The 15,654-nt window shown below is 60.4% G+C and carries 11 protein-coding genes; 7 read left to right on the forward strand and 4 right to left on the reverse strand.

Annotated features, from left to right (window positions below; genetic code table 11):
• Positions 1-178 precede the first annotated feature (178 nt).
• From BM438_RS07735 to BM438_RS07755, 4 genes are all read left to right on the forward strand, one after another.
• The gene (locus BM438_RS07735; RefSeq protein WP_093633712.1) at positions 179-2,164 is read left to right on the forward strand and encodes a primary-amine oxidase; all 1,986 of its coding nucleotides are present in this window, start codon (positions 179-181) and stop codon (positions 2,162-2,164) included.
• Positions 2,165-2,345: 181 nt separating this feature from the next.
• Positions 2,346-3,452, forward strand: a complete 1,107-nt coding sequence (locus tag BM438_RS44705; protein WP_143131665.1) for a hypothetical protein — start codon at positions 2,346-2,348, stop codon at positions 3,450-3,452.
• Between the two features lie 171 nt (positions 3,453-3,623).
• Positions 3,624-5,105, forward strand: coding sequence for a phenylacetaldehyde dehydrogenase StyD (styD, locus tag BM438_RS07750; RefSeq protein ID WP_093633715.1), 1,482 nt, complete (start codon positions 3,624-3,626; stop codon positions 5,103-5,105).
• Positions 5,106-5,256: 151 nt separating this feature from the next.
• Entirely contained in the window at positions 5,257-6,192 is a 936-nt protein-coding gene (locus BM438_RS07755) for a LysR substrate-binding domain-containing protein (protein WP_093633716.1), read from the forward strand.
• An 11-nt stretch (positions 6,193-6,203) separates the two neighbouring features.
• On the opposite strand, the gene BM438_RS07760 is transcribed toward BM438_RS07755, so the two are convergent.
• The 4 genes from BM438_RS07760 to aldA all read right to left on the reverse strand — a co-directional run bounded on the left by BM438_RS07760 (position 6,204) and on the right by aldA (position 12,080).
• A complete protein-coding gene (locus BM438_RS07760) occupies positions 6,204-7,865 on the reverse strand; it encodes a GMC family oxidoreductase (protein ID WP_093633717.1) in 1,662 nt (553 codons plus the stop codon).
• A gap of 89 nt (positions 7,866-7,954) precedes the next feature.
• Positions 7,955-9,172, reverse strand: coding sequence for a mandelate racemase/muconate lactonizing enzyme family protein (locus BM438_RS07765; RefSeq protein WP_093633718.1), 1,218 nt, complete (start codon positions 9,170-9,172; stop codon positions 7,955-7,957).
• Positions 9,173-10,495, reverse strand: coding sequence for an MFS transporter (locus tag BM438_RS07770; RefSeq protein WP_093633719.1), 1,323 nt, complete (start codon positions 10,493-10,495; stop codon positions 9,173-9,175).
• A 160-nt stretch (positions 10,496-10,655) separates the two neighbouring features.
• The gene (gene aldA, locus BM438_RS07775) at positions 10,656-12,080 is read right to left on the reverse strand and encodes an aldehyde dehydrogenase (RefSeq protein WP_093633720.1); all 1,425 of its coding nucleotides are present in this window, start codon (positions 12,078-12,080) and stop codon (positions 10,656-10,658) included.
• A 282-nt stretch (positions 12,081-12,362) separates the two neighbouring features.
• On the opposite strand from aldA, the gene BM438_RS07780 reads away from it, so the two are divergent.
• The 3 genes from BM438_RS07780 to BM438_RS07790 all read left to right on the forward strand — a co-directional run bounded on the left by BM438_RS07780 (position 12,363) and on the right by BM438_RS07790 (position 15,628).
• Positions 12,363-13,520, forward strand: coding sequence for a porin (locus tag BM438_RS07780; protein ID WP_093633721.1), 1,158 nt, complete (start codon positions 12,363-12,365; stop codon positions 13,518-13,520).
• Between the two features lie 373 nt (positions 13,521-13,893).
• On the forward strand, positions 13,894-14,742 hold the full coding sequence (locus BM438_RS07785; protein ID WP_167378337.1) for a type IV toxin-antitoxin system AbiEi family antitoxin: 849 nt from the start codon (positions 13,894-13,896) through the stop codon (positions 14,740-14,742).
• Positions 14,720-15,628: a nucleotidyl transferase AbiEii/AbiGii toxin family protein gene (locus tag BM438_RS07790; RefSeq protein WP_093633723.1), complete on the forward strand. Its 909-nt coding sequence runs from the start codon at positions 14,720-14,722 to the stop codon at positions 15,626-15,628. Before BM438_RS07785 ends, BM438_RS07790 begins: the two co-directional genes overlap by 23 nt.
• The last annotated feature ends 26 nt before the right edge of the window (positions 15,629-15,654 follow it).

A 15,654-nucleotide genomic window follows, 5' to 3' on the forward strand; every position in this document is an offset into this window, starting at 1 on the left:
AGTCTTCGCTGGTGTGCTGCAGTGTTCTTCCTCGTGGCGCACTTTATCGTTCATTTGGCGCGATAAGCAAGCGCGAAAATATTATTGGGTTCCTACGATTTGCCATCGACTCAGCGTTCGGCACGTTTCACGCAGCCTCGCACGCAGTCCGGTCCAGCACACTCCTTACGGGAACCTTATGAACACGAATGCCACGAAAACCGCACACGCCCCCGTTCATCCGCTCGATCCGCTGAGTCCGGACGAAATGCAGCTTGCCTGCGATCTCGTGAAGGCCGCTGAAAATCTCGACGGGCACGTGCGCTTTCCGATGGTTGAATTGCGCGAGCCGCCGAAGGCCGAAGTGATCGCATTCAAGACCGGCGAATATTTTTCGCGCACGGCGTTCGTCCTCGCAATCGATCGCACGAATGGCACGACCACCGAATTCCATGTGGACCTGAGAGAGAAAAAAATCGCCTCGCGCAACGTGCTGCCGTTCGATCAGGCGCCATATGGCCAGCCGCCGATCATGATCGAAGACTTCATGAACGCCGAGCAGATCGTCAAGAGCGACGACGCATGGCGCATTGCGGTGATGAAGCGCGGCCTCACCGAGAAGGATCTGGAGCGCGTCCAGGTCGATCCGTTTTCCGCCGGCTGCTTCGACCGCGAGAACGAGAATGGCCGACGCCTTGTGCGTTGCGTGAGCTACTACCGCGAGACCGTGACCGACAACGGTTACGCGCATCCGATCGAGGGCGTGGTGGCGGTGGTCGATCTGCTCGAGAAAAAAGTGATCGAACTGGTGGACGATGGCCGCATCATTCCGATTCCGCGCGCGAAGCACAACTACGACACGCCGAGCCTCGGCGAGCCCCGCAACACGCTCAAACCGCTGTCGATCAATCAACCCGATGGCCCGAGCTTCAAGATCGACGGCTGGCACGTAAGCTGGCAGAACTGGAGCTTCCGCGTCGGCTTCACGCCGCGTGAAGGTCTGGTGCTGCATCAACTGTCATGGGACGACGGCAAGAACGCGCGGCCGATCATCTACCGTGCGAGCGTGACGGAGATGTGCGTGCCCTACTCCGACCCGAGCACGAATCACTACTGGAAGAGCGCATTCGATGCCGGCGAATACGGCCTCGGCAAACTGGCGAATCAGCTTGAACTCGGTTGCGATTGCCTCGGCACAATCCGTTATTTCGACATTCCGTCCGCCGACGATTTCGGCAATGCGTTCGTGATGAAGAACGCCGTGTGCATGCACGAAGAGGACTACGGCACCCTGTGGAAGCACTACGAGTTTCGCACCGGCGTTTTCGAAATGCGTCGCTCGCGACGCCTCGTGATCTCCTTCTTCGCGACGGTCGGCAACTACGACTACGGCTTCTACTGGTACCTGTACCAGGACGGCACCATCCAGCTCGAATGCAAGCTGACCGGCATCGTACAAACCTCCGCGGTAGCTGACGGCGACACGTATCCGTGGGGCGGCATGATCACCGAGAACCTTGGCGGCCCGACCCATCAGCACTTCTTTAATGCGCGGATGCACATGATGGTGGACGGAGAGCGCAACACTGTAACCGAACACGAATTCGTGCCGCGTCCGATGGGCGAAACGAATCCGTACGGCAACGTCTTCGACACCACCAAACAGGTGTTCAAGACCGAGAGCGAAGCCGCGCGCCTCGCGAACGGCCGCACCGGACGTTACTGGAAAGTGACCAACCCGAACGTGACGAACGCCGTCGGCGCGAATCCTGGCTACAAGCTGATCGTGAACGACTCCCCGCTGATGCTCGCCGACGAACGCTCGAAGGTCCGCCAACGCGGCGGCTTTGCGACACGTCACGTGTGGGTCACGCCATTCGATCCGGCCGAGCGCTATGCGAGCGGCGACTATCCGAACCAGCACGCGGGCGGTGACGGCTTGCCGCGTTATATCGAGGCGAACCGCAACATCGAGAACGAGGACATTGTCTTGTGGCACAGCTTCGGCCACACGCACGTATGCAAACCCGAGGACTTCCCCGTGATGCCCGTGGAATACGCCGGCTTCATGCTCAAGCCGAACAACTTCTTCTCCGCGAATCCGACGATGGACTTACCGTCCGAGCGGGATCAGAACAGCGTTGAGGATGGCAAGTCTGCGGATCATGGCTGCTGCAAGCGGTGATTCGATGACGTGCGACGTGCGGCGTGCTGCTGCGGGCGTGGCCGACGCGAGATACATGCGGCCCGCGACTGCATGCAGCGTAGTACGTCGGCTGACTCCACGCGGAGGCGGCGTGGCAGGCATGCTGAGGGCGGGTGCAGGCGGTGCGATACGCGGGCGGATTGCGTCCACGAGGGGCACGGTGCGCGGGTTAATTGCGAGCGTAAGCGGCACGGCCTGTGTGTTGCTCGTGGGCGGTGCCGCGACACTGGTGACTCAAACCGGTCTTGGTCAACGAGCCAACGCGTTGTGGATGAGCGTATTGGCGTTAGCAACGATGACGATCGTGCCGTTGTTGATGTCACGCGTATCCCGGCCGCACACGACGTTTGCGACGGCGGTGACACTGATTGCCGCGACGAGTGCGATGGGGATCATGCCGGCGTATGTGGGCGGATTGGAGCATTCAGTCACGATAGCTGGGTTGTTTGTGGCGGTAGGTAGCGCATTGCTGTTGTGCGGGTGGCATCTAGTTGATGCGCCCGTGTCGCCTCCTAAGGATTTCGATCGGAATCAATACGCGAATCAAAACACGGCCCAGCCGACCGAAGCCATCTGCGCAACCGGTGCAACGGTACTGCTCGCAGTATTTTCGGGCTTATCGAGCGGCAGTCTCGCGCGTTTCCAGTTGTTTGCGATTTGCGGCATGAGTGGCGCCCAACCGATATGGCAGGTCTTGCTTTCGGTGGGGGCGGTTTGCGCACTGGCGTTCATCGCCGACCGTTCCGGCAACAACAAACGAATGTTGATTGTGCTGTACGTGCTACGAGCGGCGTTAATTGGAGCCCTCGCAGCCGTGGACAGTCCAACCCTAGCACTACTCGCAGCAAAGATATTTCTGATTCTCGACTGCCTGACGATTCCGGCGCTGATGAAACTGCGAAGAAATTCGTGCAGCGCGTTGAGCGCAAGTTGTCCCGGCGCAGCCCACCACATCGGGATGGTATTGGGCGCAACGTTATCGACAACACCCTACTTTTTCGGCGAAGGATTCATCGTGCTGTACGCACTAAGCGCGATCACGAACCTGCTATGCGCCGGCACATTAGCAACCAACTGGTTCGAAAGAAAGGCGCGCCACGAGCATCTAAACCATGACCACCGCCTGGCAGACTCTTCCGACGAGCACAAAGTGCGAGTCGGGAAGTATGACTCCCTTGTCACGAACGTTGAATGTGAGAGAACACAGATTCCAGATGCACCACTGCCGTCTGCGAGCTGCGGGCCCCACTTAGCAGGCGTGGTTTGAGCCGCTTTCTTTTGCCTACTTTTCTTTGCGGCGGCAAAGAAAAGTAGGTGCTGCCCCGCACAGGGGCAACGCTAATAGACCACTAACAAAACAAGGAAAGGCACCACCGCAGGCAAACAGCAAAAGCGCCAACCAAACATCACCAATCTAACCCCGTCGGAGACAAAAACCATGCCCGAACAAAAAACCCAAGCAGCGCAGCTACCAAAAACAATGTTCATCAACGGCGAAAAAACCCCAAGCGCCGCAGGCAAAACCTTCCCCATCTACAACCCCGCAACGGGCGAAGAACTATCCCACCTCCCAGACGCATCAGAAACCGACATCGACCACGCGGTCAAAACCTCAAGAGCAGCCTTCGAGTCAGACACCTGGCGCAGAATGCCGCCAGCCACCCGTGAACGTCTGCTGCTAAAACTAGCCGACCTGTTAGAACAACACACCGACGAACTAGCCACATTAGAAACCCTGAACCAGGGAAAACTAATAGCCTTCTCCAAGATGCTGGAAGTCTCAGGCAGCGTCCAATGGCTCCGCTACATGGCCGGCTGGGCCACCAAAATCGAGGGCACCACCTTCGACCTGTCGATCCCCTTCCCACCCGGCACCCGCTACAACGCCTCAACAAAACGCGTCCCAGCAGGTGTAGTCGCCGCAATCGTGCCGTGGAATTTCCCACTCCTGATGGCGGTCTGGAAAATCGCCCCAGCCCTCGCTTGCGGCTGCACAGTCGTGCTGAAACCAGCGGAAGAAACGCCTTTAACAGCGATCCGCCTGGCCGAACTGGCTCACGAAGCCGGCTTCCCTCCAGGCGTATTCAACGTCGTCACAGGCCGCGGCGAAACCGCCGGCGCAGCCCTGGTCAAGCATCCCCTGGTGAACAAGGTCACCTTCACAGGATCGACCGAAGTCGGCCGCATCATCGGCCGCCAATGCGCTAGCGATCTGAAGCGCGCATCGCTGGAACTGGGCGGCAAGAGCCCCGTGATCGTGCTGGACGACTGCGACCCGAAGAAAGCGATCGAAGGCGCGGCCGGCGCGATTTTCTTCAATCACGGACAGGTCTGCACCGCGGGTTCCCGCCTGTACGTTGCGCGCTCGATTTACGACGAAGTGGTGCAAGGTATCGCCGCCGTGGCTGATGGCATCGCCTTGGGTTCCGGCTTCGATCCCGCAACACAGATGGGCCCGATGGTTTCCGCACGGCACCGCGACAAGGTCATGGGAATGATCGCCCAAGGCCGCCAGGAAGGCGGCGAAATCCTGTCACGTGACGCGGCCGTTGATGCGGACGGCTTCTTTGTCCGCCCGACGGTCATTGCCAATCGCGCATGCAAGCCGCTTTCCGTGGTCAGGGAGGAGGTATTCGGACCGGTGCTGGTGGCCATGCCCTACGACGATATCGACGAAGTCCTGATTCAGGCCAACGCATCGGAATATGGTCTTGGCGCGAGTGTGTGGACAAATCAGCTCGACGAGGCATTGAGGCTGGTCGACGGCATCGAGGCGGGAACCGTTTGGGTCAACACGCACAATATGGTCGATCCGGCGATGCCGTTTGGCGGGTTCAAGGCATCCGGAATCGGACGCGAGCACGGCAAGGCCATCGTGGATGCGTATACCGAGAGCAAGTCGGTCTGCATCGCGTATTGACCAGTCGGTCTCTGCACGTCTTGCGGCACCAACGCATCGCCGCCACAAGACGTGCACGCTTCTAGCGCCTCGAGGGCAACACAGTAAAATAGCGGGCACCCGCGCCGCCGCGCGTCAGCCTACCCTTGGGTGCCCCACCTTGAAACGCAAAATGCCCGCGCTGAACGCGCTGAAAGCCTTCGAAGTCGCCGGCCGCACGGGCAGCTTCACGCGCGCAGCGGAACTGCTGAACGTGACGCAAAGCGCGGTCAGCCGGCAAGTCCGGCAACTGGAAGCCCAACTCGGCGAGACCTTGCTCCAGCGTCACCATCACCACCTCGAGCTCTCGGCCGCCGGCCGCATCCTCCTGCAAGCACTGCAACAGTCATTTGACCGCATCGAACTCACGGTCCGCAGCCTGCAGGAGAAAACCCACCGCAACCGTCTGCGTATCAACGCGCCGCCCACCTTCACGAGCCGCTGGCTGATGCCGCGCCTCGGACGTCTGCGTGACGCGCATCCGCATCTCGAACTCAGCCTGTCGACCCGCGTCGACGACAATCTCGCCGAATCGGGCGTGCTCGACTGCGCCATCCGTTTCGGCAACGGCGAGTGGGAAGGTTTCGACAACCGTCTGCTGATGAACGAACGGCATATCGCCGTCTGCGCGCCCGCCTTGCTCGCGCGCCAGGCCGGCCGCGCGGCCATAGATCTGAATCAGTTCACGCTGCTGCACGTGCTCGCGAGCACCGATCAGCGCTATCTGACCTGGCAGCACTGGTTGAAAGCCGCGGGCATCGAAAACGTCGACACTCGCGGTGGCTACGAATTCGATCTGCTCGATCACGCAATCCGGGCCGCTATCGACGGGCTCGGCGTGACCATCGCCGATCGTCATATGATCGGGCGTGAGCTGGCTGACGGGCAGTTGGTACAAGTGCTCAATGTGCACGTCGACGGCCACCAGTCGTACTGGCTCGTCACGCGCGCGGAACAGGACGAGCTACCGCACGTCGCACTCTTCCGCGACTGGCTGCAGCAGGAAATCTGGCTGACCGAACGTGCACTCGATTCGTCGGAGTCGGCGCAATTAGGCGAAGCGGGTTGAGGCGGACGAACTCAGGCGGCCGCAGCCAGCTCCGCCGCTTCGGGTTTAAAAGCAGCTTCGACGGCCGCATCCATGAGGATCATCTCGGCGCCCTTCTCCGCGACCATCATCGTTGGCGCGTTGATGTTGCCCGATGTGATGTTCGGGAAGATCGACGCGTCGACCACGCGCAAGCCGGTAACGCCGTGCACCCGCAAGCGCGCATCGACCACTGAGGTGCGCGGGTCGTCGCCCATCGCGCACGAACCGCACAAGTGATAGATCGAACCCGATTGCTCGCGGAAATACTGCAGGAAGCCTTCGCGCGTGTTCACCTGCGGTCCCGGCGAGATTTCCTCGACCGTGATCTCTTTCAACGCCGGCGAAGCCATCACCTTGCGCACCAGTTCGCAACCCTGGATCACTTCGTCGATGTCTTTATCCGTGGTCAACGCGTTGATGCGGATTTTCGCGGCGTCTTCCGCACGGTTCGACGCGATCTCGATCGAACCGCGGCTCGTCGGCCGGCACGGATTGAATGCCAACAGGAAACCCGAATACGGTTCAGGTTCCAGATTCGCCTTGTTGCTCTTCGGAATCCGGTACGACAGCGGATTGAAGTACAGTTGCAGATTCGGCTGCGCTTCGTGGTCGTTGCCCTTGAAGAACCCGCCCGACTGGTTCACGCTCATCGCGAGCGGCCCCTTGCGCGTCAGCAGATACTGCAGACCGAGCTTGAGCTTGCCGAGCAACGGGCGCAATTCGTCGTTCAACGTCTTCACGTTCGCGCGATAGTAGAAACTCACGCACAGATGGTCCTGCAGATTTTGCCCCACAGCAGGCAGTTCCTTGACCATCGCAATACGATGTTTCGCGAGCAATGCGCTATCGCCTACGCCGGAGAGTTGCAACAGTTTGGGCGAATCCACCGCGCCCGCCGACAGAATCACCTCGCGATTCGCCATGAACTGCCGCGTCGCGCCGTTCTGCGTCACGCTCACACCAATGGCCCGTTGGTTACCGTCGAATAGCACGCGGCTCGCGAGCACGTCACGCTCGACCGTCAGGTTCTTACGCGTCAGCACCGGATGCAAATACTCGAAGCTGCTCGACGAACGCTGCCCTTTGCGCGTATTCACGTCGTAGATACCCGCGCCTTCGAATCGTTCGCCGTTGAAGTCGTCGCTGCGCTTGTAGCCGGCCTGGTCGCAGCCTTTCAGGAACACATGGCAGATCGGATGGACTGCATCCTTCATCGGCGAGATACGGATCGGGCCGTCCGCGCCGTGATACTCCGTGTTGCCGAGCGGATGCGACTCGAGCTTGCGGAAATACGGCAGCACGTCGCGAAACGCCCAGCCCGGGTTGCCCGCTGCAGCCCAGTCGTCGAAATCATGCGGCTGGCCGCGCACGTAAATCATCGCGTTGATCGAGCCGGAACCGCCCTGCACCTTGCCGCGCGGGCAATAGATCGGCCGGCTGTCGAGTTCCTTTTCGGGCTCGCTGTAATACATCCAGTTATAGGTTTCGTTGTAGTACGTCTTGGTGAAACCCACCGGGATCTTGAACCAGAACGAGCTGTCCTTGCCGCCCGCTTCAAGCAGCAGCACCGAATATTGGCCCGACGCCGAAAGGCGATTGGCGAGAATGCAGCCCGCCGAACCCGCGCCGACGATGATGTAATCGTAGTTCATGCTCTATGTCGCCAAGCGGCGCCCAATCCATTGAATGCGTAAAACAGCTGGAAACCCACAGCTTGAAACCCGGCAGCTTCAGCCCGGCCTCAACCCTTGGCCGGCGCGAGATCCTTCACGTCGGCAGGAAGTGCTGCCATCTGCAGATGCAGACGCTCGCCGGTGTAAGGTGCGTGCTGCCGAACGACGTCCATGTTCAACTCCACGCCCAGACCCGGTTCCTGCGAAGGAATGATGTAGCCGTCTTCCCATTGAATCGGCTTCTTCAACACTTCGGCGTGGAAGGCGTCCCACGTGCCGATGCTTTCCTGAATCAGGAAGTTCGGCGTGCAGGCGGCGAGCTGAATGCTGGCGGCTGCGCCGATCGGACCGTTGTACAGATGCGGTGCGATCTGCGCGTAATACACCTCGGCGATCGCCGCGACTTTCTTCGCTTCGAGCAGGCCGCCCACACGCGCGACGTTCAGTTGCAGAATGGACGCCGCGCCCGCTTCGAGCAGCTTGAAAAACTCGTACTTGGTGGTCAGGCGCTCGCCCGCGGCAATCGGAATGCTTGTGTGCTGCGCGACTTGCGCCATCGCGCCTTCCTGTCCTGGCGGCACCGGTTCTTCGAACCACAACGGATCGTATTTCTCGAGGCGCTTGGCAAGCCGGATTGCCGACGACGGCACCATCTGCCCATGCGTACCGAACAGCAGATCGGCCTTGCTGCCGACAGCCTCGCGCACACGGCGGCAGAAGGTCTCGCAACGGTCGAGCACTTCCATCGACAGTTGATGACCTGAATAAGCCGTATACGGCCCCGCCGGATCGAACTTCACCGCAGTGAAACCACGCTTGACGTTCTCAACCGCACATTCGGCAGCGAGATCGGGATCGTCGTAGTCGTATTCACCGCGACTGTTCTTCGGATACAGATAGGTGTACGAGCGCAGACGCTGATTCACCATGCCGCCGAGCAGTTCGTACACCGGCTTGTTCGCCGCCTTGCCGATGATGTCCCAGCACGCCATTTCCAGCCCGCTGACCACGCCCATCATCGTCAGATCGGGGCGTTGCGTGAAGCCGCTCGAATACGCTTCGCGCCAGAGCCGCTCGATATGGTGCGGGTCCTTATCGAGCAGATAACGGCCGAATACATCGTCGATGATGTGGGTCATCGCTTTCGGATGGAACGTCGCCGAATAGATTTCGCCGACGCCTTCAATACCGCAATCGGTCTTGAGCTTGACGAAGATCCAGTACATGCCGCCCACATGCGGCGGCGGTACGGCGACGATATGCGTTTCGAGCGAGACGACTTTCATTTACGCAACCCCTTTTTTGCTAAGCATGTTTCTCAGCGCGAGGCCGGCAAAGCCGCCGAGCGCCGCCATTCCGGCCACATAGCCGAAGTAAAGCTGGTAACCGAAGACGCCCGGGAAGTTCTGCGTCAGATAACCGTTGATCAACGGCAGGAACACGTCGGGCGAATAGCCGAGTACGGAGATCAGGCCGATAGCGAGGCCCATCGTTTCGACCGGGATATTGCAGCGATCCAGCAGCGACCAGTAGAGCCCGCGAATCGCGTAAGTCAGAATGCCGATGAACAGCACGAGGAACACCAGCAGCACATGGCTCGAGATACGCGGCGCCGCCATCAGACCAAGCAGCGACAGTGCGGCGAAAAAGAGCGCGATCACCAGCACAGAGACTTTCGAATAACGGTCGCCAAGAAATCCCCCGCCGATGCCGCCGATCGGTCGCATCCACAGCTTGAGCGTCGTGATCGTGCCGGCCATCACCACCGTCAAGCCGATTTCGCCTTCGTGCAGATACGCGGAAAAGCTGTAAGTCGCCCAGAACACCTGGTAACCACAGAACACAATAGCCGCGACCAGCCACAACTCAGGAATCGACGCGAGCGTTTTCAGATCGACCAGCACGTTGCTGCGTTTCTTCGTGGCGCGGTTGGCCGCCGCGTCTTTAGCGCCTTGCGGATCTTTAACCAGCGCAAGCACCACGCCCAGTGCGATGCACAGAAACGCGTACATGTAGACGACCAGCTTGAAGCCGGCCGTCACCGGTTCGCCTTTGGTCTGCGTGAACCAGGCGAACAGCGTGATCGCGATGGTCGCGAGCATGGCTTCGATCAGGCCACGTCCACCATCGAGCAAACCGAAGAAACGGCCCTGCTCGTGCGTGCCGGCGATCATCGTCACGCGCTTGATCACGGCAGCCCAGAAGGTCAACCCGGTCGACAATCCCCAGCCACCGAAAATCAGCATCAGCATCTGGAACGACGGCGCGGTCGAATACCACAGCCCGAGCACGCCGGTTGCGATCAGCGAAAAACAGATCAGCAGACGCGGCGCGATCCGGTCGGCGAGCCAGCCACTCGGCAGGTAACTCAGCAGGAAGATCGTGCCGAGCGACGAATACAGATAGCCGAGCTGACTGTCGGTGATGTGAAACACTTCGAGCATCGTCGGCTGATAGACCTGCCGCAGATACAGAATCGGGTAAATCGCGCCGGCCGCCACGACCAGCAACATGAGCTGGATGTAGCGTTGAGCCTTGTTGGCTTGCAATGCGGTTTCCGCGGCGCTCGAGGCGAGCGAAGCGGTGGTTTGAACCGGTTGAGATGACACGTGAGCGCTCCTGGAAGACGCAGCGCCGGTTCACCGGGCCGCCGGGTCTTCAAATATTTTTATAAGTGCAGCGGATTTGCTGCGTTTTTTGCGGGTTTCAAAACAACGCGTGCCGTCTACTCCGAATCGCGCGGCACGCGCCGGTTTCAGCTTTTCAGCTTTAGTACTTCATGACCACGAGACGGGTCTGCGTGAATTCGAGCATGCCGTGCTTGCCGTCGTCGCCGCCGAGACCCGAGCGTTTCCAGCCCGCGTGGAAACCTTGATACGGATCGGCCGGCGTACGGTTCACATACAACTCGCCTGCCTCGATGCCGTTGGCGATCTTCATCGCACTACGGTAGTTCTCGGTATAAAGCACCGACGACAAACCAAACTGATGGTCGTTCGCCATCTCCAGTGCTTCGTCGAGCGTGCGGTATTTGACGACCGGCATGATCGGACCGAAGGTTTCTTCCTGGATGATTTCCATGTCCTGACGGCAGTTCGACAACAACGTGGCCGGATAGAAAAAGCCCTTGCCTTGCGGCAGCTTGCCGCCGGTTTCGAGCGTGGCGCCCGCAGCGATCGCGCGTTCGACCATCCCGTGAATCGACTGGCGCGACGCGTCGTTGACAAGCGGCCCCATCAGCGAAGGCTGTTCGGCACGATCGCCGCTTTCCACCGCGCTCATGTGCTTCTTCAGCAGCGCGACGAAACGGTCGTGGACGCTTTCCTGCACGTAGACGCGTTCGATCGCCGTGCAAAGCTGCCCGCAGTGCGTGGTTTTGGATGCGACCAGGTCGCGCGCGGCCTTCTCGAGATCGGCATCCGCCTCGATGATGGCGGGCGTCTTGCCGCCGAGTTCGAGCGACGGCTTGGCGATGTTCGCCTTGCAGTATTCAAGCACCTTGCGCCCCGCGCCAACGCTGCCGGTCAGCGTGATCATGCCGACCTTCGGATGCGTGCAAAGCGCCTCGGCGGTTGCGTGATTCATCGCGAGAATGTTCACAACGCCGGCCGGCAGCCCTGCTTTCTCTACTGCCCTGGCGATCTCGAACGCGGAGGTCGGCGTGTTGTTGCTGGGGCGCACCACCACGGTATTGCCGGCGATCAACGCGGGCGCCACCTTGCGCATGAACGTATAGACCGGGTAGTTGAACGGGATCAGGCATGCGACCACGCCGATCGGCTCGCGATGCAGCACGAGGTTTTCGTCGGGCGTGTCGCTCGGAATCACCTCGCCTTCGATGCGGCGCGCCCATTCGGCGTGGTAGCGGGTGATCTGGCCGGCGTAGATCGCTTCGTTGGTGGCGTCCGCGACGCTCTTGCCCGACTCCAGCGCGAGCGCCGCGCCGATGGCGGGCGCGCATTCGGTGAGCGCGTCGGCGAGCTTGTGCAGATAGACCGCGCGCTCGGCCGAAGGCAGCTTGCGCCAGCCCTTCTGCGCGGCGGCTGCGGCGTCGACCGCGGCGATCGCCTCGGCTTCGGTAACGCCCGTGACGTGGGCAATCACGGCTTCGGTGGCGGGGTTGGTGACGGCGATGAGCTCGTCGCTTGCCGCGTCGATAAAGCAGCCGTTAGCAAAATTCCGATCGAGTCGCATCTCGTCTCCTGAAAACCTGGTGCGGTGGCGCATTGCCTTCGGCTATCGCCTTCATGCCAAAGGTGCATGGACGGAATTTTTCTCTGGGGCACGGCGCACCACAAGCGAATAATTCGCGGAACAAACATTCTAAAAAATCACGTTTATCCAGGGATGTGCCTCATACGCGAATCCCATCTCGAATAGCAGAATCCGGGCTTTGCCAAAAGCAGCGGCCTTTACAGGCGGTCGAACCCCGTTTCGCCCCCTGAGGTCACTCATTACCAAAGTCTGGAGCTCACAATGAAAAAGAATGTCATCGCCACCGCCGCCTTCACGGCACTCATCTCGCTGGCGGCCCCGTCCGTCTTCGCGCAAAGCAGCGTGACCCTGTACGGCGTGCTCGATGAAGGCATCGACTACACCAACAACGCCGGGCGCGGCGCGGTCTGGGAAATGGCGAGCGGCTATGCGCAGGGCAGCCGCTGGGGCATGAAGGGATCGGAAGATCTGGGCGGCGGCATGAAGGCCGTGTTCCAACTGGAAAACGGCTTCGACGTGAGTTCGGGGCGGCTCGGCCAGGGCGGCCGCATGTTCGGCCGCCAGGCCTATGTGGGCTTGAGCGACAACCGGTTCGGCACGGTCACGCTCGGGCGCCAGTACGACTCGGTGGTCGACTACCTTGCGCAGACCACCGCCAACGGCAACTGGGCCGGCTACCTGTTTGCGCACCCGTACGACAACGACAACACGGACAACTCGTTCCGTCTGGGCAACAGCGTGAAGTACGCGAGTCCGGAGATTGCGGGCTTCCAGTTTGGCGGCGTGTACAGCTTCAGCAACGACACGAACTTCGCGAACAATCGCGCTTATAGCTTCGGTGGCCAGTATGCGAACGGCGGACTGCTGATTGCGGCAGCGTACCTGCAGGCGAACAATCCGGGCGCAGGTGCGACCGGTGCGATCACCGCGAACGACGCGAGCTTTATCGCCGGGCGCATGCGGGTATTTGGCGCCGGCATCAACTACACGTTCGGTTCGGCGACCGCCGGTTTTGCTTACACCAACTCCAACTATAAGGACCCGACCGGCAACGGCTATATCGGCATCCCGCTGGCGGCATCGGGTGTCAGCCTGAATACGCTGAAGTACCAGAACTTCGAAGTGAACGGCAAATACCAGTTCACGCCGGCCTTCTTTATCGGCGCGCAGTATGTGTACACGATGGAGAACTACGATGCGTCGACGGGCAGCGTGAAGCCGAAAATTCACTCGGTCGGTGTGATGGCGGATTACAACCTGTCCAAACGCACGGACGTGTATGTACAGGGCGAGTATCAGAAGGTCGCGGGCGACTCCACCCACTCGATTCTCGACAACGCGTTCATTCCGGGCGTGCAGGCGCCGTCGTCGACGGGTAATCAGGTGGCCGTGCGACTCGCGCTGCGGCACAAGTTCTGAGGATCGGGGGATTCGTGCGCTGGAGCCGCGCCGTGAGCGGCTCCAGGCCATAGGTGTTCAATTTTTCGCGATGTTCACGTTCCGTATACATTCTGATTTTCTGAACGCCCCTGGGTTGCTTCGCCGGCGTTCAATTTTGCAGGCTGTTCACGTTACGTATACACTCATAAAAATTGAACAAGGGTGGACCATGCCACGCAAATCCCCGCCGCCGTTCGTGCCCGATCCGACGGTTCAAGCCGCAGCAGCAGCGTTTTCCGCTGCGACAGGCGTGTCCACCCGAATCCTCCGGCCGCCACATCGCGCTCACTATGCAGCGAAGATACAGTTCCAGGCATCGCCGGACAGGACCTGGTCGCGACCGGTGCTGCTGATGGACAACGTCGACCGTTTCGCCACGCTGGCTGCGCTCAAATCCACGGCCCATATCCATGCCGACGATCCGTTCGTGCTCGTCGCGCCCTACCTGTCGCCCAATCTGCTTCGACATTGCCGGGAGTTAGGCCTTGATGCGCTGGATATGTCCGGTAACGCCGTCATGCAAAGCGACGGCAACCTGATCATGATCTCCGGTGAGAAGCGCACCGGCATGGCAAGCCGTATCAAAGACCGCGCCTGGACCACCAAAGGGATGAAGGTGGTACTGGCCCTGCTTTGCGACCGGTTGCTCATCAATGCGGGCCAACGCCCCATCGCACAGCGGGCGGGTGTCAGTCTCGGCACCGCACAGTCGACGTTTCGAGACCTCCTCGAGCGAGGCGACATCGTCCAACGCAAAGATAGTTACGTCTTTGCAGACGCCGCTCGACTGCTCGACGAATGGGCCGCACTGTACCCTTCCCGCCTTCGCAACCAGTTGCTGGTCAACCGCTACCGCGCCGAAGATCCGGCATGGTGGCGCAGCATCGATCCGACCAGTGAGCAATGCCAGTTCGGCGGTGAAGTGGCCGCGGCGCTCCTCACCGGCTATCTCAAGCCGGCGACCGTGACGCTTTATTGTGAACAGGCAATACCGCGTAAATGGCTGATCGACGCCCGCCTGCGCCTCGATCCGGACGGCGAGGTGGAAGTCCTGAACATGCCGATCCCGCTTGCAAGGACGCCGAACCTGCCGCCATCTGTCGTGCATCCTGTGCTGATCTATGTCGACCTGATCGCAACAGGTGATTCCCGCAACATCGAAACGGCACGGATGCTACGTGAGCAATACCTCTCCACTTGATATTCCCGACCGCAGACCACTGCCGGCGCTCGTTGTCGAACTGTTAAGGCATGTCGCTGAAACAGCCCATGCCTCGAACGTCGAGTGGTTCGTTGGCGGCGCGACCGCGCGCGACATCATGCTGACCCACGTACACGGCATCGAGGCAACGCGTGCAACCGCCGACGTCGATATCGGCGTAAGCGTGGAAAGCTGGACGGGCCATGCAGCACTCAAGGCTGCACTGATCGCCGGCGGTGCTTTCGAGCAGCGCAGCGAGGCGCACCGGTTGTACTATCGCGCCCCCGGCAGCGGCGAGTTGATGTGGCTCGACATTGTTCCTTTCGGCGGCGTGGAGCGCGATGCACGCAATGCAAGTCATACAGGCAATGCCGCAACAAAAGAGATCGCCTGGCCACCGGATCACGCGATCAGGATGAACGTGGCCGGTTTCGCCGAAGCGCTGACCGGTGCCATCACGGTCCGGGTGGCAACAGACCTGACTGTGCCCGTCGCATCGCTGCCGGGCCAGGCGATGCTGAAAATCGTCGCCTGGCGTGACCGTCACGCATCCGACAGAAAAGATGCGACGGATTTGCTGTTCCTACTTGGTCACTATGCTGCGGCAGGTAATCACGCGCGTCTTTACGACGAGAATTACGAACTCGTCGAACACTATGATCATCACTTGGAGCTCGCCGGCGCCGCGCTGCTTGGACGCGACACAGCAGCGATCGCCTCGGCGGAGACCACCGGATTGATCACGCAAGTGCTGGCGTTCGACGAGGACTATCCGCGCATTCTCGACCACATGATGGGGCGCCGTGCGCAGCTTTTCGAACCGACGCCCGCCTTCATCGAGTCTGCATTCAATGCGTTTCGCGAGGGTTTCCGCAATTCCGGCTGACCTGCGGAAAACGTCGGCCCATAGTC

Source organism: Paraburkholderia aspalathi (genome assembly GCF_900116445.1).
Taxonomy (GTDB): Bacteria; Pseudomonadota; Gammaproteobacteria; order Burkholderiales; family Burkholderiaceae; genus Paraburkholderia; species Paraburkholderia aspalathi.

Coding starts and splice junctions, on each gene's coding strand:
- BM438_RS07755 (WP_093633716.1), top strand. CDS start 5,257: ATGCCCGCGCTGAACGCGCTGAAAGCCTTCGAAGTCGCCGGCCGCACG.
- BM438_RS07735 (WP_093633712.1), top strand. CDS start 179: ATGAACACGAATGCCACGAAAACCGCACACGCCCCCGTTCATCCGCTC.
- BM438_RS07760 (WP_093633717.1), bottom strand. CDS start 7,865: ATGAACTACGATTACATCATCGTCGGCGCGGGTTCGGCGGGCTGCATT.
- BM438_RS07765 (WP_093633718.1), bottom strand. CDS start 9,172: ATGAAAGTCGTCTCGCTCGAAACGCATATCGTCGCCGTACCGCCGCCG.
- BM438_RS07785 (WP_167378337.1), top strand. CDS start 13,894: ATGGACAACGTCGACCGTTTCGCCACGCTGGCTGCGCTCAAATCCACG.
- aldA (WP_093633720.1), bottom strand. CDS start 12,080: ATGCGACTCGATCGGAATTTTGCTAACGGCTGCTTTATCGACGCGGCA.
- BM438_RS07780 (WP_093633721.1), top strand. CDS start 12,363: ATGAAAAAGAATGTCATCGCCACCGCCGCCTTCACGGCACTCATCTCG.
- styD (WP_093633715.1), top strand. CDS start 3,624: ATGCCCGAACAAAAAACCCAAGCAGCGCAGCTACCAAAAACAATGTTC.